Below are 14,597 nucleotides of genomic sequence, written 5' to 3' on the forward strand. Positions count from 1 at the left end.
TCCTGAGCACCGGCGCCTCGGCTGGCTGGCACGAATGCTCAACGTTTCACGTGAAACGGAGGTCGAGCCCGACGAGGCCGAGGATGCGGCTGGTCTGGCTGGTAGGGCTGACTCACGGGTTGACTCGCCCGTCGAGTCGCCCGCTGACTCAGGGGTTGACTCGCCCGACACCGCTCTGGGGACGGACGGCGAGCGGGCCTCCACACCGACTGGGACGAGTGTCGGGACGGCCATCCACACCCGCACCGAACCGCCGGTTGGTGGGCCCCCGCCTGTGGACAACGCAGTGGACAACTCGGCCCACCAGCCGGTGTCTGAGCATGAAACAACCGACTCGGGGGCTGGGGACAACACTGTGGACGAAGCGATGATGGCGGCCGCCCCGACCCGTCCGGATGGCCCGTCGGCGAGGGACCGGGATGCACTCGCGGCGGCGATCCCTGATGCCGGTGACGACACCCCGCTCGCCCGGGACCTGGCCGACAACGCCCGTCGACGGATCCAGCTGACGGGTCGACCCTTCCCGAAGCCGGCCGTGCCGAGAGTGCTCACGGTGGCCAACCAGAAGGGTGGCGTCGGCAAGACGACGACCACTGTCAACGTGGCCGCGGCCATGGCCCAGGCCGGCCTCCAGGTGCTCGTCATCGACCTCGACCCGCAAGGCAACGCGAGCACTGCCCTGGGGATCGACCACCACGCCGAGGTGCCGTCCATCTATGACGTGCTCGTGGACGGTGCGCCCCTGCTCGAGGTGGTGCAGCCGTGCACGACGGTGCCGGGCCTCTTCTGTGCGCCGGCGACCATCGACCTGGCCGGAGCCGAGATCGAGCTCGTCTCTCTCGTGGCGCGCGAGTCCCGACTCCAGCGCGCGATCGCTGCTGCGGCCGACACCGGGCACTCCTACGACTACATCCTCATCGACTGTCCGCCCAGCCTCGGGCTCCTGACGGTCAATGCGATGGTGGCGGCGAGCGAGGTGTTCATCCCGATCCAGTGCGAGTACTACGCCCTCGAAGGTCTCTCGCAGCTGCTGAAGAACATCGAGCTCGTCCGGGCTCACCTCAACCCGCCACTTCACGTCTCGACGATCCTGCTGACGATGTACGACGGCCGCACGCGACTCTCGGCCCAGGTCGCCGAGGAGGTCCGCGAGCACTTCCCCCAAGAGGTCCTGCGGACGACCGTGCCGCGGTCGGTCCGGGTCTCCGAGGCGCCGAGCTTCGGCGAGACCGTGATGACCTACGACCCGGCGAGCAGTGGCGCCCTCGCCTATCTCGAGGCCGCCGGCGAGATCGCCGACCGGGGCGCGTCCGGCCCGCAGTAGTCGGAGCAACTCCTCACGAACCCTGCCGTTGGCGCTGTTGTTTCACGTGAAACGGGCCGCGTGTAGCCATACTGTCTCAGACCTGGGTGTCGGCGTCGGCAACCGGTGAGCAGCGAATGACTCGAGAACAGCACGGCCCCTGTTTCACGTGAAACAGGGGCCGTGCTGTTTCACGTGAAACAGGCGTGCCACAGCCCAATTCCCGCCCCGCCCTGACTCAGCCACGCCGCACTCATGGCGTCACGAAGCCGCTCGGTACTGCGCCTAGACTGACCCGGGGCGCGACGACCGCGTCACCAGCGTGAACAGCAAGGGGTTGGCATGGCGGAGAAACGGCGAGCACTGGGTCGAGGCCTCGGGGCACTGATCCCGAGCGCACCGAGCGGCGGTGCCAACCGACCCGTCGACGTGTTCTTCACCGAGCAGAAGCGGCCCGAGGCGGCTGTTGACGCTGGCGGCACCACGACCCTCACGGAGGACGCGCCCCGACCGGCGCATGCGGCCGACGACGAGCAGGCTCAGAGCCACGAGGCGACCCACACGACCACGGACACCGAGACGGCCAGGGCAGACGCTGCGTCCGGCGCAACGGAGGCCCCCCTCGACGCGGCGCCCGAGGTGGACTCAGGTCCCGTCCTGGCGCCCGTGCCCGGGGCAGAGTTCGCCGAGCTGCCCGTGGACTCGATCCGCCCAAACCCCAAGCAGCCACGAACCGTCTTCGATGAGGACCAGCTCGCCGAGCTCGTCCACTCGATTCGCGAGATCGGGGTGCTGCAGCCGGTTGTCGTGCGGCGCATCGCCGAGCCGGAGCTCGCCGAGGCGCAGGGCCGGCAGTTCGAGCTCATCATGGGGGAGCGGCGCTTGCGTGCGACGCGTGAGGCGGGACTCGCCGTCATCCCCGCGATCATCAAGGACACCCACGACGACGACCTGCTGCGCGATGCCCTCCTCGAGAACCTCCACCGCAGCCAGCTCAACCCCCTCGAGGAGGCGGCGGCCTATCAGCAGCTGCTCGACGACTTCGGGTGCTCGCACGAGGAGCTCGCCACCCGCATCGGACGCTCTCGCCCGCAGATCTCCAACACGCTGCGCCTGCTCAAGCTCCCGCCTCTCGTCCAGCGACGGGTGGCGGCTGGGGTGCTCAGCGCCGGACATGCCCGTGCGCTGCTCGGCCTGAGTGACGGCGCCGCCATGGAGCGGATGGCCCAGCGCATCGTCGCGGAGGGGCTGTCCGTGCGCACCGTCGAGGAGCTCGTCTCACTCGGTGACGACACGACACCGGCCAGGCCCCGCCGCCCGCGGGCCGGGAGCCGGCACCCCCAGCTCGACGACTTCACGTCGAACCTCTCGGACCATCTCGAGACCCGGGTCAACATCGCTCTTGGCCAGCGCAAGGGCAAGATCACGGTCGAGTTCGCCTCGATCGAGGACCTGCGACGCATCATGGGCCTCATGGGCATCGAGGAACAACGCTGAAGCGCCGGATCTGCATGATCTCGACCCGCGACGCACGAGGTCACCATGCCTGAGGGACACACGATCCATGCGCTCGCCGGCCGGCTCGGTCGTGCGTTCGGCGGGAGGCCGGTGGTGGCGACGAGCCCGCAGGGTCGCTTCGCCGACGAGGCCCGGCGCATCGACGGTGAGGTCCTGCAGGTTGCCCGGGCAGTGGGAAAGCACCTCTTCGTCGAGTTCCCGGACGAGGTGCTGCACGTGCACCTCGGACTCATCGGCTCCTTCCCGGTGAAGCCACTGGGCGGCCAGCCACCGGTCGAGCCCCGCGGTGCCCTGCGGCTGCGCCTGCTCAACGACGACTTCGTCGCCGACCTGCGCGGCCCGATCGCCTGCGAGCTGCTCGACGACCCCCAGGTCGCGGCCATCGAGGCCGCCCTTGGCCCCGACCCCCTCGACCCGACTGCCGACGGTGACCGAGCCTGGGAGCGAATCCGCTTGCGCCGCAAGACGATCGCAGAGCTGCTGATGGACCAGTCCGTCCTCGCTGGCGTCGGCAACGTCTATCGCTGCGAGGTGCTGCACCGCCACCGCACCAACCCGTTCACCCTGGGCACTCAGCTCAAACGGGCGACGTGGGAGCTCATCTGGGCCGACCTCGTCGCTCTCCTGCCCCTCGGGGTCGCCTTCTCGCAGATCCTCACCATCGACGACCAGGTGTCGGAGGCCCAGCTCATGGTCGCCGACGGATCGGCGACGGCGATCACCCACGAGTCGACTGGAGAGCGCCTCGGAGCGCACTTCGAGCGTCGGTTCGCCGTCTACAAGCGGACCGGCCAGTCCTGCCCGCGCTGCGGCAAGACGGTACGCGAGAAGGAGCTCGCGGGGCGGCGGCTCTACTGGTGCGCCAACTGCCAGCGTCGCCACTGACACTCTGCGCACCCTCGGGCGGAGAAAGCCCCTCTCACCACCGGTGCCACGGTGTCCGGGTGAGCACGGGCAGCTCCACCCAGTCCTCGCACCCCAGCAGGGGCAGCATCGTGCGCGGCGGCTGCGGCATACGGGCGAGACCCTCGGCCGGCGGCAGGTCGCGTGGAGGCCCGAGCGTCAGCAGCTCTCCACGCAGGTGCATCCGGCCACCGCCGGCGGCCCGAAGGTTCGCCAGCCAGTCGACGCCGCGTCCGTAGGTGAGCGCCACCGTGACGGCATCGCCACGGTCGAAGGCCATGAGCGGCACGTGGAACGTCCGGCCCGAGCGCCTGCCGCGGTGCTCGAGCTCGACGAACCAGCCGTGTCCCGCCAGGTGGCGCAGCCCCTTGTTGAGCACGGCCTTGTTGACCTTCGTCACCGCCTGCGGCACCGGCATCGCAACCTCCTGACCACGCTGACCCGACCATGGGTGCGCCCCGCCTGCACCCGCTCACCACACCCTGCCACGCCTAAGGTGGCTGCATGGCTCTGAGCGGCGGCAGGCCCGCCCCCACCCACGTCATCGCCCACCTCTCCGACCCGCACCTGCTCGGCTCGCCCGACGGTCGGCTCGCCGGTCGCATCGACACCGCCGAGCAGCTCCGCCGGGCGCTCGAGCGCGTCGAGTCGTGCGGCGAGACGATCGACGCCCTCGTCATCTCAGGCGACCTCGCCGACAGCGGCGAGCCTGCGGCCTACGAGCGGCTCCTCGAGCTCGTCTCGCCCGTCGTCGAGCGCCTCGGCTGCGAGCTCGTGGTCACCGGCGGCAACCACGACGAGCGCCACCCGCTCGCCCAGGTCCTCTTCGGGGTGGATGACGACGCACCCCAGGACCGGGTCGTCACCGTGCGTGGCCTCCGCATCATCACACTCGACTCGGCCGTGCCCGGCTACCACCACGGCGGCTTCTCCGACGACCAATACGCCTGGCTCGCAAAGGAGCTCGCGACAGAAGCCGACCACGGCACCATCCTCGTGATCCACCACGCACCCATCACCTACCGGTCTCCCGTGATGCAGCTGCTCGACTTCGACGACGTCGACCGGCTCCGTGAGGCGATCAAGGGCACCGACGTCAGGGCTGTGCTCAGTGGGCACCTGCACGTGACGAGCTTCGGCATGCTGGGCTCGGTGCCCGTCGTGGTGGCAGGGGGAGTGAGCTACGTCGACGACGTGGGGGCCCCGCGCGAGCTGCTCATGGGTGTCGACGGCCCGCAGTCGTGGAACCTCGTCGAGATCCACACCGACGAGGTCGTGGCGACCGTCGTGCCGGTCAGCCAGCACGAGACCTGGCCGGCCCTCAGCGAAGCGGTCATCGACTACATGTCGACCGTGCCGCCGGAGCAGCAGCGCGAGGTCTTCTCCCGCAAGCGCACCTGACGAGAAGATTCGAGATCGGAGGTGTCGAAGCCGACCGCCACCGTTCGACGTGGACGTGAGAGCCCGACCAGCGGGCCAGTCCGGAGGAGTGACAGATGACCACGCAGACCAGCACCGTGGAGCAGACCACGTCGGCCGACGGTACGACCATCGCCTACGAGCGCTACGGATCGGGGCCGGTCGTCGCCCTGGTCGGCGGGGCCTTCTGTGATCGCGGCGCCCTCCGCGACCTGGCCATGAACCTCGCCGAGCATGGCTTCACGGGCGTCACCTACGACCGTCGCGGCCGCGGAGACAGCGGTGACACGCAGCCGGGAGCCGGCAACCTGCGCCGGGATGCGGTGCAGCGCGAGATCGAGGACCTCACTGCAGTCATCGAGGCGAACCGCGAATCCGATTCTCCTGCTTATGTTTTCGGTGTCTCCTCAGGTGGGGCCCTCGTCATCGAGGCCCTCGCGGCGGGAGCGCCGATCGACAAGGGCTCTGCGATCGAGGTGCCCTACCGCAGCGAGGCGTGGCCTCCCGCACCCGACGACTACATCGGCACGCTCGAGCGCTTCGAGGCGGCAGGAGACCGCGAGGGCATCCTGCGCTACTTCAACCACGAGGTGGTCGGCATGCCCGACGAGATGGTCGACGGCATGGTGGGCACCCCGATGTGGGAGCCGATGCTCGCGATGACCTACACCCTCAAGTACGACGGGCTGTGCCTCGGTGGGGACGAGCAGGGGCTCCCCACGGAGACCCTCGCGAAGGTCACCGTCCCGTTCCTCGCCGTGTGCAGCAGCGGCACGGCGATGCCGTGGCTGCACGACTCCGCCCAGGTGCTCGCCGACGCGCTGCCGCACGCTCGGGCGGTCGAGCTGCCCGGTGCGTTCCACGAGGTGCCCGCGCCCGTGCTGGCGCCGGTCCTCGCGGAGTTCTTCCGCTCCTGAGTCCTCGGTGCCCCGGGGTGCTCCGAGATGCCCCCGGGCCGCCCCTGGACGTCCCCGGGTGCCCGCGGCCGCGCTCAGGGGACGACGACGTGCTCTCTCGATCGGGGATGAGTCGGCCAGCCGGATGTCCAGTTCCCTTGCGCGACAGGGGAACTGGACGGCATACGGGCGATCAGCCGGCGAGCATGGCGAGCACGGGGTTGTGCTCCGGTGGCACCACCTCGCGGGGCGGCCCGGGCGGCGTGCCGTCGCCGAAGGGTGACCCGCCGAGCGCCTCACGCCCGTGGGGCGTCGCCCAGCCCTCGAGGGCGGGCCCGCGCGGCACGATGCCCGTGGGGTTCACGTCGCGGTGCACGACGTAGTAGTGCGCCTTGATGTGGGTGAAGTCGACCGTGTCGCCGAACCCCGGCGTCTGGAAGAGGTCGCGCGCGTAGCCCCACAGCGCCGGCATCTCGATGAGCTTGTTGCGGTTGCACTTGAAGTGGCCGTGGTAGACGGGGTCGAAGCGCACGAGCGTCGTGAAGAGCCGCACGTCGGCCTCGGTGATGTGCTCGCCCACGAGGTAGCGCCGGGTCGACAGGCGCTCCTCCAGCACGTCGAGGTGCGCGAAGAGCCGCTCGTAGGCCGAGTCGTACGACTCCTGCGTGCCCGCGAAGCCGCACCGGTAGACGCCGTTGTTGACCTCGGTGTAGATCGGCTTGCTGACCTCCTCGATCTCCTCGCGCAGGTTCTCGGGATAGAGGTCGGGCGCGCCCTCGCGGTGGAACTGCGCCCACTCCGTCTCCATGTCGACGGTCATCTGCGTGAAGTCGTTCGTCACGACTGCCCCGGTCGCGATCTCGACGAACGCGGGCACCGTGATGCCGCGCGGGTAGTCGGGGTCGCGCTTGAAGTAGGCGTCCTGGATGCGCGGGATGCCGAGCACCGGGTCGACGCCCCCGGGGTCGAGGTCGAAGGTCCAGCTGCGCCGGTCGTGCGTCGGCCCGCAGATCCCCATCGACAGCGCGTCCTCGAGACCGAGAAGCCGGCGCACGATGATCGCGCGGTTGGCCCACGGACACGCGCGGGCGACGACGAGCCGGTAACGCCCCGCCTCGACCGGGAATCCGTCGCGGCCGTCGGCCGTGATGCGGGTGGTGATGTAGTTCGTGTCGCGCTCGAAGGACTTCTCGACGTAGGTGCCCTGCTCGCTCATGGCGCCACCCTAACTTCGGTATGCCGTGGGGCGGGGCACCGCACGCGCCGTGACGTCAGCTAGACGGTGTGGCTCGGCGTGCTCCCGCGTGACGAGCCCTTGACCACCTTGGATCGCGGGTGGTGTTCCACCCGTAGAACTCCGACCCGGAGCAGGTCGTAGGTGTCCTTGCTGACGTAGAGGGTCCCGGCGCGGTCGGCGACCTTCATCTCACGTCCCTGTCGAGCTCGGACCCCTCTCGGCGGGGTGGCGTCGTCACAGGGTAGGGGCAGCCGCCGGCTCCTGCCCGCCCGAACGGGGACGATGCGGACAGATGCCCGCGCCTGCCCCGCCCGTATGCCGTGAAGCAGGCCACCGCGTGTGAGCTCGGGGCCGTGGGGTGAGAATGGAGGCATGCCAGACCTGCGACTGCTCACGCCTGACCGGGTCGGTGACCTCGTCGGGTCCTGCGCACCCTGCACCTTCTGGCAGACCGTCCCCCACAACGGACACGGGGGAGCGCCCGATGCCCGGGCTCGCCTCGACGCGCTCGCCGCGTGGGTCGAGGAGGTCACGGCCGACTGGGGCCCTCCCGGCCGCATCGCGTATGCCGACGATCGACCCATCGGGCACGTCGTGCTCGCGCCGGCGCACTTCGTGCCCCGCCTCGCCGCCTTCCCGACCGCGCCGGGCGACCCGGCCACGGTCATGCTCGTCACGGCCGTCACCGCGCCCGAGGCCAACGGCGACGGGCGCGGCCTCTGCAAGATGCTGCTCCAGACGGCCGCCAAGGATGCGCTGAAGCGGCACGTGCGCGCCCTCGACGTCATCGCCTCTCGCCCGGCCGCCGTCGGCCCGCATGCCTGCGTCCTCGAGACCGAGCCGCTCGAGAAGTTCGGCTTCCGGGTGGAGCGCGACCATCCGGCATACCCCCGCTTGCGGATCGACCTGCGCACGGCGGTCACGCTGCGCGACGAGGCGGCCGCCTACCTCGCGCGGGCGCTCGCCCGCATCCCCGGAGCTCACCCGGCGCCCGAGGTGCATCCGCGAGGGTCGGGGTCGGCGCGCTCCGCCGACCGGCCCTGACGACGAGCCCTGACGACGAGCCCTGACGACGAGCCCTGACGACGAGCGCTGACGACGAGCGCTGACGACGAGCGCTGACGACGAGCGCGCCCCGCCCTCATCTGCGCCGGCGTTGGGGGTGCTCAGGCGCGCCGGCCGGACCGGAAGACCTCCGTCACCTTCACCCGGCGTCCCGTGATGACGAGGGCGCGGCGGTAGATGGCGGACGCCATCCAGACGAGCAGGACGGCCGCGCCGACGGTGAGCGCCATGGCGAGGAGGAGCTGCCACACGGGCACGAGGCCGCCGGCCCAGCGCACCGGCATCGCGATGGGAGCCGTGAGGGGGAAGAGCGAGGCGGCCACCCCCCAGACGCCCTCGGGGTTGGCGGCCACGACGGTGATGGCGACGAGGTAGGACCCCGTGAGGACGAGCGTCACCGGCATGGTGGCCGACCCCACCTCGGTGATCTTGTCGACGAGGGACGCGGCGGCGGCGAAGAGGAAGGCGTAGAGCGCGAAGCCGAGCACGAACCAGACGACCGCGATGGCGAGGTCGCCCCCGGCCACGGGCGGCAGCTCGACGTCGTTCATCACCTGCACCGCCACCGCGAGGGGTGTGACAAGGACGATCAGCTGGAGGAAGGTCACGGCACCCACCGCCGCGACGGTCCCCACGAGCGCCTGGCTGGGGCGTAGCACCGCGAGCAGCACCTCGGAGATGCGCGTCGACTTCTCCATGGCGACCGTCGTGGCGATGGTGTTGCCGGCGAAGGTGAGGGCGAGGAAGAGCACGATGCCGACGGCGAAGCCCACGACGGACCGGGCGTCCTCCACCCTTCCGACGTCGACCTGCTGCGGTGGTCTCACCGACTGGATGCCGGCGATCTGCGCCGGGGTGAGCCCCGCCTCCATGAGGCGTCTAGACGTCTCGAGGGCGACGACCGACTGGGCGACGACGATGGGGAAGGTGCCGCTCGCCATGGACGTGTAGAGCGAGTCGCCGACGAGACCGGCGGTGGCGTCACCGTCTCGCACCGCTTGGCGCACCGCGGTCACGTCGGCCTTCGTCTCGTAGCGCACCGTGAAGTCGGCCGCCCTGCCCGCGGCGTCGAGGGCGGCGACGAGACCCGTGGGCGTCGGCCCGGCCGTCGCGAGCGTGTAGGTCGTCTGGTCCGACCGGAGCATCTGGGGCACGACGACTGCCGCGACCGACAGGACGAGCAGGATGCCCGTCACCACCTTGAACGTGCGCGACCGGATGCTCTCGACGATGCCTCGCTCCGCGACCAGTGCGGTGCCGCGCCACCAGGTGCCCATCAGCCCGTCCTCTCCTCGTCGTCAGGCCCCGCGGCCGCCGCGAGGAACAGCTGCGACAGGGTCGGCAGCTCGAGCCCGAAGTCGACGACGCGGCCGGCCCGGCGGGCACCGTCGAGCACGTCGAGGGGCTCGGTGCCGACCGGGACGTCGAGCCTCAGGTCGTCGGCCTCGTCGGAGATCACCGTCACGGCGGGGAAGCCGCCGAGCCAAGCGCGGTCCGCGGTGTCGACGTGCAGGCGAAGCTGGCGGCGCCCCGAGGCGGCTCGCAGCTGGGCCACCTCACCCTCGAGGACGGTCCGGCCGTGGTCGACCATGACGATCTGCTCGCAGAGGTCCTGGACGAGGTCGAGCTGGTGGCTCGAGAAGAGCAGGGTGGCGCCGGTCCGGGCCCGTTGCCGCAGGGTGACGGACAGGCTCTCGACGGCGACCGGGTCGAGGCCGGCGAAGGGCTCGTCGAGCACGATGACCTCCGGGTCGTGCACGAGGGAGGTGGCCAGCTGGAGCCGCTGCTGCATGCCGCCGGAGAGCTTGTCGGTGCGGTCGCCCCACCGGTCTGCCAGGTCCAGCTCCTCGAGCAGGGCGTGGGCCCGGGTCGTCGCGTCGTGACGCGAGAGGCCATGGAGGCGCCCGAAGTGCACCACCTGGTCGCCCACCGGCATGCCGGGGTAGAGGCCACGCTCCTGCGGCATGTAGCCCCACCGGCGGCGGTCCTCCTCGCCGACGGGACGACCGTCGCAGAGCACCTCGCCCCGGGCCGGGTCGAGCACGCCGAGCATGACGCGCATCAGCGTCGTCTTGCCGGCACCGTTGGGACCGAGCAGTCCGGTGAGCACTCCCGGACTCACGTCGAGGCTCACCCCGTCGAGGGCGACCCGGTCACCGAAAGCGTGGGAGACGTCGCGCACCGCGAGCCTCATGACTCGACCATACGCTCGGGCGAGGCCGGCTCCCGGACGCTTCGCCCGGGGACCGGTGTGGGGCGAGCCACAGGGATCGACCCGGCGGCGCAGTCTCCGCTGGGTCTCCGCTCGGGTGCCCCTCAGCCGTTCGTCAGCGCTCGCCGGCTCCGACGCCCTGCATCGACGCGAGGTGACGGCGCAGGTCGTCGAGGCGCAGCATGCCCGTGCGGGAGGTGTCCGCCTCGCCGAGGTAGACACGCTGGAGCGCGACGACGACAGCCTCGGCCACGTGGTCGAGCGTCTGCGGGTTCGCGAGGGCAGCGGCATCGCCCTCGTGGCTGAGGTAGCCGACGTCGAGGCGCACGGCCGGCATCCGGGTGCGCCGCAGCAGCGGCCAAGTGCGGGCGTGGGTGCGGCAGTCGGTGAGGCCGGTGCGCGCGACGACCTCGCGCAGCAGCAGGTCGGCAAAGTGCTCACCGATGCTCGACCACCCCGCGTGGTCGCCGGCGCCGTAGAAGTAGGTCGCGGCGCCGTGGGCCGAACCGGTCTGCGAGTGGTCGGTGTGCAGCGACAGGACGAGGTCGGCGTCGCAGGAGTTGGCGAAGGCCGCCCGCTCCTCGTCGGTGCCACCGTCGGTGACCTCGGTGTGCGTGAAGACGACGCTGACACCGTGGGCCGAGAGGCGGCCCTCGATGCGGCGGGCGAGGTCGAGCGCGAGCCGCGCCTCCTCGAGACCGAGGTGGCCGCGGGCGCCGTGGTCGGTGCCCCCGTGACCCGGGTCGAGGACGACGGTGCGCCCGCTCAGGCTGTAGCCGCTGCGGCGGATGGTCTCGCGCTCGCGCAACGCGCTCGCCGACCCGCCCACGACCGAGCGGCGGAGCCCGGCGAAGGCCCGCATCGTCTCCGGGCCGACCGTGCCGTCCGACTCGAGCCCGAGGGCGGCCTGGAAGGCGCGCACGGCTGCGTCGGTGGCAGGTCCGTGGATGCCGTCGACCTTGCCGGGCGTGAAACCGAGCTCGGCGAGACGGGACTGGAGCGTGACGACGTCGTCACCCTCGACGAAGTACTCGGGGATGTAGCGCAGCACCCGGTCACCGAGCGTCCAGCGCGCCCCGTCGAGCACGGCATACGTGTGCCGGCCGACGACGCCGTCGACGAGCAGCCCACGCCGCTGCTGGAAGGACTTGACCGCCTGCTCGACCCGCTCGTCGAAGATCGGGTCGCCGTGGCGGTCGGCGTGTCCGGCGCCGCCCGGGAGGTCGCCGGTGAGCACGAGTCGCTCGCAGACCGCCGCGACGGCGGGTCCGGCGTCACCGCGGCGGAGCGCGATCGATGGGGGTGGGGTCATCTCGGCTCCCTCCTCGAACTGGTCGCCGACAGGTCACGGTGGCGTGGCTGGCCGTGTGCAGCGTAAACGGCGCAGGGGTGGCAGCGCATCCCAGGAGGACACGCACCACCCCTGCGAGGGCGTTGTGGAGTCGGCGGGGCCGACCGCGCGCGGAGCACGCTCAGGCGATGAACTCCTCGAGCTCACGGAGCAGCTTGGGCTTCGGGTGCGCGCCGACGATCGTCTTGACGACCTGGCCCTTGACGTAGACGTTGAGCGTCGGGATGGAGACGACGCCGTAGCGGGCGGCGGTGTCCATGTTGGCGTCGGTGTCGAGCTTGACGACCTCGATCTTGTCGCCGTACTGCTCGTTGATCTCCTCGAGGATCGGGGCGACCTTGCGGCACGGGCCGCACCACGTCGCCCAGAAGTCGACGAGGACGGGCTTCTCGCTCATGAGGACGTCGTCGGCGAAGGTGGCGTCCGTCGTGTTCTTCAGGGCCATGGAGGTTCCTTTTCGGTATGCCGTGGGGCTGGGCTGGGTGGGTCTGCTGGGTCTGGCGTCGAGGTTACGCGGAGGCGCCGACGGTGGCCGCGGGAGCGGGGATCTCGCCGGAGTCGGTCTCGTCGATCACGGCCGCCTCAGCGGCTGCAGCCTCGGGGCTCGAGGTGTCCTCGAGCGCGGCGAGGTAGTGCTCGGCGTCGAGGGCGGCCGCACAGCCGGAGCCGGCCGCGGTGATCGCCTGCCGGTAGGTGTGGTCGACGAGGTCGCCGGAGGCGAAGACACCGGGCACGTTGGTGCGGGTGGAGCGCCCGTCGACGAGCACGTAGCCGGCGTCGTCAAGTGCGACCTGGTCGACGTCGCCCGTCTTCAGGAGCTCGTTGCGCGGGTCGTGGCCGATCGCGACGAACAGGCCGGTGACGGCCAGCTCGCTCGTCTCGCCGGTGACGGTGTCGCGCAGGGTGACGCCGCTCAGCTTGCCCTCGCCGTGGATCTGCGCGACCTCGGAGTTCCACGCGAAGCGGATCTTGTCGTTGCCGAAGGCGCGGTCGGCCATGATCTTGCTGGCCCGCAGCTCGGAGCGGCGGTGGATGATCGTCACGGTGCGGGCGAACTTCGTCAGGAAGGTTGCCTCCTCGATGGCGGAGTCGCCACCGCCGACGACAGCGATGTCCTGGTCGCGGAAGAAGAAGCCGTCACAGGTCGCGCACCACGACACGCCGTGGCCGGAGAGCTCCTTCTCACGGGGCAGGCCGAGCTCGCGGTAGGCCGAGCCCATGGCGAGGATGACGGAGCGGGCCCGGTGGACCGTGCCCTCGCTGTCGGTCACCGTCTTGATCTCGCCGGTGAGGTCGACGGCCGTCACGTCGTCGGTGACGAGCTCGGCACCGAAGCGCTCGGCCTGGGCACGCATGCCGTCCATGAGGTCGGGGCCCATGATGCCGTCCTTGAAACCGGGGAAGTTCTCGACCTCGGTGGTGTTCATCAGCGCGCCGCCTGCCGTGACGGCACCCTCGAAGACGAGCGGGGCGAGGTTCGCGCGGGCGGCGTAGACGGCGGCCGTGTAGCCGGCGGGGCCGGAGCCGATGATGATGACGTTGCGGACGTCGGACATGGTGGTGCTCCTGTTTGCTGCTCTCGGGATCGCGGCCCGACCTGCCGGCACACCGGTTGGTTCGTGGCTGCATAGGCCTCAACCGATCCTAGGCGGTCGATGTTCCCACGCCCGGGTGCACGAGCACGCAGGCGCTCAGGGGACCGGGGTGGCGCCTGCCAGGGCGGTGACGGTGCCGGGTGCGCAGCTGCGCTCGACGGCATACGCCGTGCTCGTGCCGTCGCGGGTCACGACGATGACTGCGGCGGGCTTCCCCTCGAAGGTCGCGAGGTCGAGGCTGACCGCCCCGGCGCCCGCCCCGATCGCGTCGAGGCACGAGGCCAGCCCGACAGGGGTCGCGATCGGCCCCAGCGAGGGGGACTCGGCCGCGAGGTCGGGCAGGGGCGTGCCCGGGTGGTCGAGCAGGTCGCGTGCCTGCGTGCCGAAGGTGCTCGCTCGGTAGTCGGTCGTGCTCAGCTGGATGTGCGGGTTGCCCACCGGCGCAGGGCTGGCGCTGGTCGTCGTGGTGGTCGTTGCGCCGGTCGGCGTGTCGGCCGCGACGACGGCGGCCGGGCTCGGCCGCTTCGTGACGTGCAGCGCCGATGCGCCCACGGCCACGACGGCCGCCGCGGCCGCGACCGCTGCGACGGCGACCCACGGTCGCTGCCGCCGACGGCTCCCGAGCGGCACGACGTCCGCGCCGGCGCCGCCGGTGTCGGCCTCGTCACCCGGGCCGGCGAGAGGGCCGCGGCTGACGCGCAGCCGGGCCTCGTCGGCCAGGGCGGCCGTGATCCGGTCCGAGACGGTGCTCGGCATCGCTGCGGCGCCCGCACCGTGACCGGCGTCGGCGAGCAGGGCCCTGACCCGGGCCTCGACCTCGGGGTCGAGGGGGATGTCGAGGGCGGCCGGCTCGTCGGGTCGGCCGGGCGGGGTGGGGTGGTCGGACTCGTCCACGGGTGAGGTCCTTCGTGCGATGTCTCGGGTGGTTCAGGGGCTCGGGGTCGGCAGGCCGGACCCACCGGGGTATGCCGGTCGCCGCGTCTCCGACGACGCGTGGCCCTCCGGGGTTCCACCGTTCGCCGGCCCATTGCGCTTCTGTCGCTCGCGGCGCCCGGCGCTGCGCTCACGGGTGCGCCCCAGCGTGCTCACCGGAAGTGC

General features: G+C 71.3%; 15 protein-coding genes. 6 read left to right on the forward strand and 9 right to left on the reverse strand.

What is annotated here, in order from left to right:
• Positions 1-370: 370 nt before the first annotated feature.
• The 3 genes from FBY41_RS22020 to FBY41_RS22030 all read left to right on the forward strand — a co-directional run bounded on the left by FBY41_RS22020 (position 371) and on the right by FBY41_RS22030 (position 3,706).
• Positions 371-1,324: a ParA family protein gene (locus tag FBY41_RS22020; protein WP_260439972.1), complete on the forward strand. Its 954-nt coding sequence runs from the start codon at positions 371-373 to the stop codon at positions 1,322-1,324.
• A 321-nt stretch (positions 1,325-1,645) separates the two neighbouring features.
• Positions 1,646-2,800, forward strand: a complete 1,155-nt coding sequence (locus FBY41_RS22025) for a ParB/RepB/Spo0J family partition protein (RefSeq protein ID WP_141847247.1) — start codon at positions 1,646-1,648, stop codon at positions 2,798-2,800.
• 45 nt (positions 2,801-2,845) lie between these two features.
• Entirely contained in the window at positions 2,846-3,706 is an 861-nt protein-coding gene (locus FBY41_RS22030) for an Fpg/Nei family DNA glycosylase (RefSeq protein WP_141847249.1), read from the forward strand.
• Between the two features lie 34 nt (positions 3,707-3,740).
• On the opposite strand, the gene FBY41_RS22035 is transcribed toward FBY41_RS22030, so the two are convergent.
• A complete protein-coding gene (locus tag FBY41_RS22035; protein ID WP_141847251.1) occupies positions 3,741-4,142 on the reverse strand; it encodes a nitroreductase family deazaflavin-dependent oxidoreductase in 402 nt (133 codons plus the stop codon).
• Between the two features lie 86 nt (positions 4,143-4,228).
• Here FBY41_RS22035 and FBY41_RS22040 point away from each other — a divergent pair, with 86 nt between their 5' ends.
• Both FBY41_RS22040 and FBY41_RS22045 read left to right on the forward strand, forming a co-directional pair.
• The gene (locus FBY41_RS22040) at positions 4,229-5,125 is read left to right on the forward strand and encodes a metallophosphoesterase family protein (protein WP_141847253.1); all 897 of its coding nucleotides are present in this window, start codon (positions 4,229-4,231) and stop codon (positions 5,123-5,125) included.
• A 95-nt stretch (positions 5,126-5,220) separates the two neighbouring features.
• Positions 5,221-6,060, forward strand: coding sequence for an alpha/beta fold hydrolase (locus FBY41_RS22045; protein ID WP_141847255.1), 840 nt, complete (start codon positions 5,221-5,223; stop codon positions 6,058-6,060).
• Positions 6,061-6,232: 172 nt separating this feature from the next.
• Here FBY41_RS22045 and FBY41_RS22050 read toward each other — a convergent pair whose 3' ends face one another.
• Together FBY41_RS22050 and FBY41_RS23545 are read right to left on the reverse strand one after the other, a co-directional pair.
• Positions 6,233-7,255, reverse strand: a complete 1,023-nt coding sequence (locus FBY41_RS22050) for a glutathione S-transferase family protein (protein WP_141847257.1) — start codon at positions 7,253-7,255, stop codon at positions 6,233-6,235.
• Between the two features lie 59 nt (positions 7,256-7,314).
• Positions 7,315-7,464, reverse strand: coding sequence for a hypothetical protein (locus tag FBY41_RS23545; protein WP_185749213.1), 150 nt, complete (start codon positions 7,462-7,464; stop codon positions 7,315-7,317).
• 184 nt (positions 7,465-7,648) lie between these two features.
• Here FBY41_RS23545 and FBY41_RS22055 point away from each other — a divergent pair, with 184 nt between their 5' ends.
• Positions 7,649-8,320 (forward strand): N-acetyltransferase, encoded by a 672-nt coding sequence (locus FBY41_RS22055; protein WP_141847260.1) that lies wholly within the window; start codon positions 7,649-7,651, stop codon positions 8,318-8,320.
• Between the two features lie 122 nt (positions 8,321-8,442).
• Here FBY41_RS22055 and FBY41_RS22060 read toward each other — a convergent pair whose 3' ends face one another.
• From FBY41_RS22060 to FBY41_RS22085, 6 genes are all read right to left on the reverse strand, one after another.
• Positions 8,443-9,618, reverse strand: coding sequence for an ABC transporter permease (locus FBY41_RS22060; RefSeq protein WP_141847262.1), 1,176 nt, complete (start codon positions 9,616-9,618; stop codon positions 8,443-8,445).
• Positions 9,618-10,535: an ABC transporter ATP-binding protein gene (locus FBY41_RS22065; protein WP_141847264.1), complete on the reverse strand. Its 918-nt coding sequence runs from the start codon at positions 10,533-10,535 to the stop codon at positions 9,618-9,620. The genes FBY41_RS22060 and FBY41_RS22065 overlap by 1 nt, the downstream gene beginning before the upstream one ends.
• Positions 10,536-10,668: 133 nt before the next feature.
• Positions 10,669-11,865 carry an N-acetylmuramoyl-L-alanine amidase gene (locus FBY41_RS22070; protein ID WP_141847266.1) on the reverse strand — a complete coding sequence of 399 codons (1,197 nt, stop codon included), beginning with the start codon at positions 11,863-11,865 and terminating at the stop codon, positions 10,669-10,671.
• Between the two features lie 160 nt (positions 11,866-12,025).
• A complete protein-coding gene (gene trxA, locus FBY41_RS22075) occupies positions 12,026-12,349 on the reverse strand; it encodes a thioredoxin (protein ID WP_141823810.1) in 324 nt (107 codons plus the stop codon).
• Between the two features lie 64 nt (positions 12,350-12,413).
• Entirely contained in the window at positions 12,414-13,460 is a 1,047-nt protein-coding gene (gene trxB, locus FBY41_RS22080; RefSeq protein WP_141847268.1) for a thioredoxin-disulfide reductase, read from the reverse strand.
• A 135-nt stretch (positions 13,461-13,595) separates the two neighbouring features.
• Entirely contained in the window at positions 13,596-14,393 is a 798-nt protein-coding gene (locus tag FBY41_RS22085; protein ID WP_141847270.1) for a hypothetical protein, read from the reverse strand.
• Positions 14,394-14,597: the final 204 nt, after the last annotated feature.

The sequence above is a fragment of the Humibacillus xanthopallidus genome, from assembly GCF_006716675.1.
Taxonomy (GTDB): domain Bacteria; phylum Actinomycetota; class Actinomycetes; order Actinomycetales; family Dermatophilaceae; genus Humibacillus; species Humibacillus xanthopallidus_B.

Bases quoted from the DNA above. Each gene is read 5' to 3' on its own strand.
- FBY41_RS22020 (WP_260439972.1), top strand. From the start codon at position 371: ATGGCGGCCGCCCCGACCCGTCCGGATGGCCCGTCGGCGAGGGACCGG.
- FBY41_RS22025 (WP_141847247.1), top strand. From the start codon at position 1,646: ATGGCGGAGAAACGGCGAGCACTGGGTCGAGGCCTCGGGGCACTGATC.
- FBY41_RS22030 (WP_141847249.1), top strand. From the start codon at position 2,846: ATGCCTGAGGGACACACGATCCATGCGCTCGCCGGCCGGCTCGGTCGT.
- FBY41_RS22035 (WP_141847251.1), bottom strand. From the start codon at position 4,142: ATGCCGGTGCCGCAGGCGGTGACGAAGGTCAACAAGGCCGTGCTCAAC.
- FBY41_RS22040 (WP_141847253.1), top strand. From the start codon at position 4,229: ATGGCTCTGAGCGGCGGCAGGCCCGCCCCCACCCACGTCATCGCCCAC.
- FBY41_RS22045 (WP_141847255.1), top strand. From the start codon at position 5,221: ATGACCACGCAGACCAGCACCGTGGAGCAGACCACGTCGGCCGACGGT.
- FBY41_RS22050 (WP_141847257.1), bottom strand. From the start codon at position 7,255: ATGAGCGAGCAGGGCACCTACGTCGAGAAGTCCTTCGAGCGCGACACG.
- FBY41_RS23545 (WP_185749213.1), bottom strand. From the start codon at position 7,464: ATGAAGGTCGCCGACCGCGCCGGGACCCTCTACGTCAGCAAGGACACC.
- FBY41_RS22055 (WP_141847260.1), top strand. From the start codon at position 7,649: ATGCCAGACCTGCGACTGCTCACGCCTGACCGGGTCGGTGACCTCGTC.
- FBY41_RS22060 (WP_141847262.1), bottom strand. From the start codon at position 9,618: ATGGGCACCTGGTGGCGCGGCACCGCACTGGTCGCGGAGCGAGGCATC.
- FBY41_RS22065 (WP_141847264.1), bottom strand. From the start codon at position 10,535: ATGAGGCTCGCGGTGCGCGACGTCTCCCACGCTTTCGGTGACCGGGTC.
- FBY41_RS22070 (WP_141847266.1), bottom strand. From the start codon at position 11,865: ATGACCCCACCCCCATCGATCGCGCTCCGCCGCGGTGACGCCGGACCC.
- trxA (WP_141823810.1), bottom strand. From the start codon at position 12,349: ATGGCCCTGAAGAACACGACGGACGCCACCTTCGCCGACGACGTCCTC.
- trxB (WP_141847268.1), bottom strand. From the start codon at position 13,460: ATGTCCGACGTCCGCAACGTCATCATCATCGGCTCCGGCCCCGCCGGC.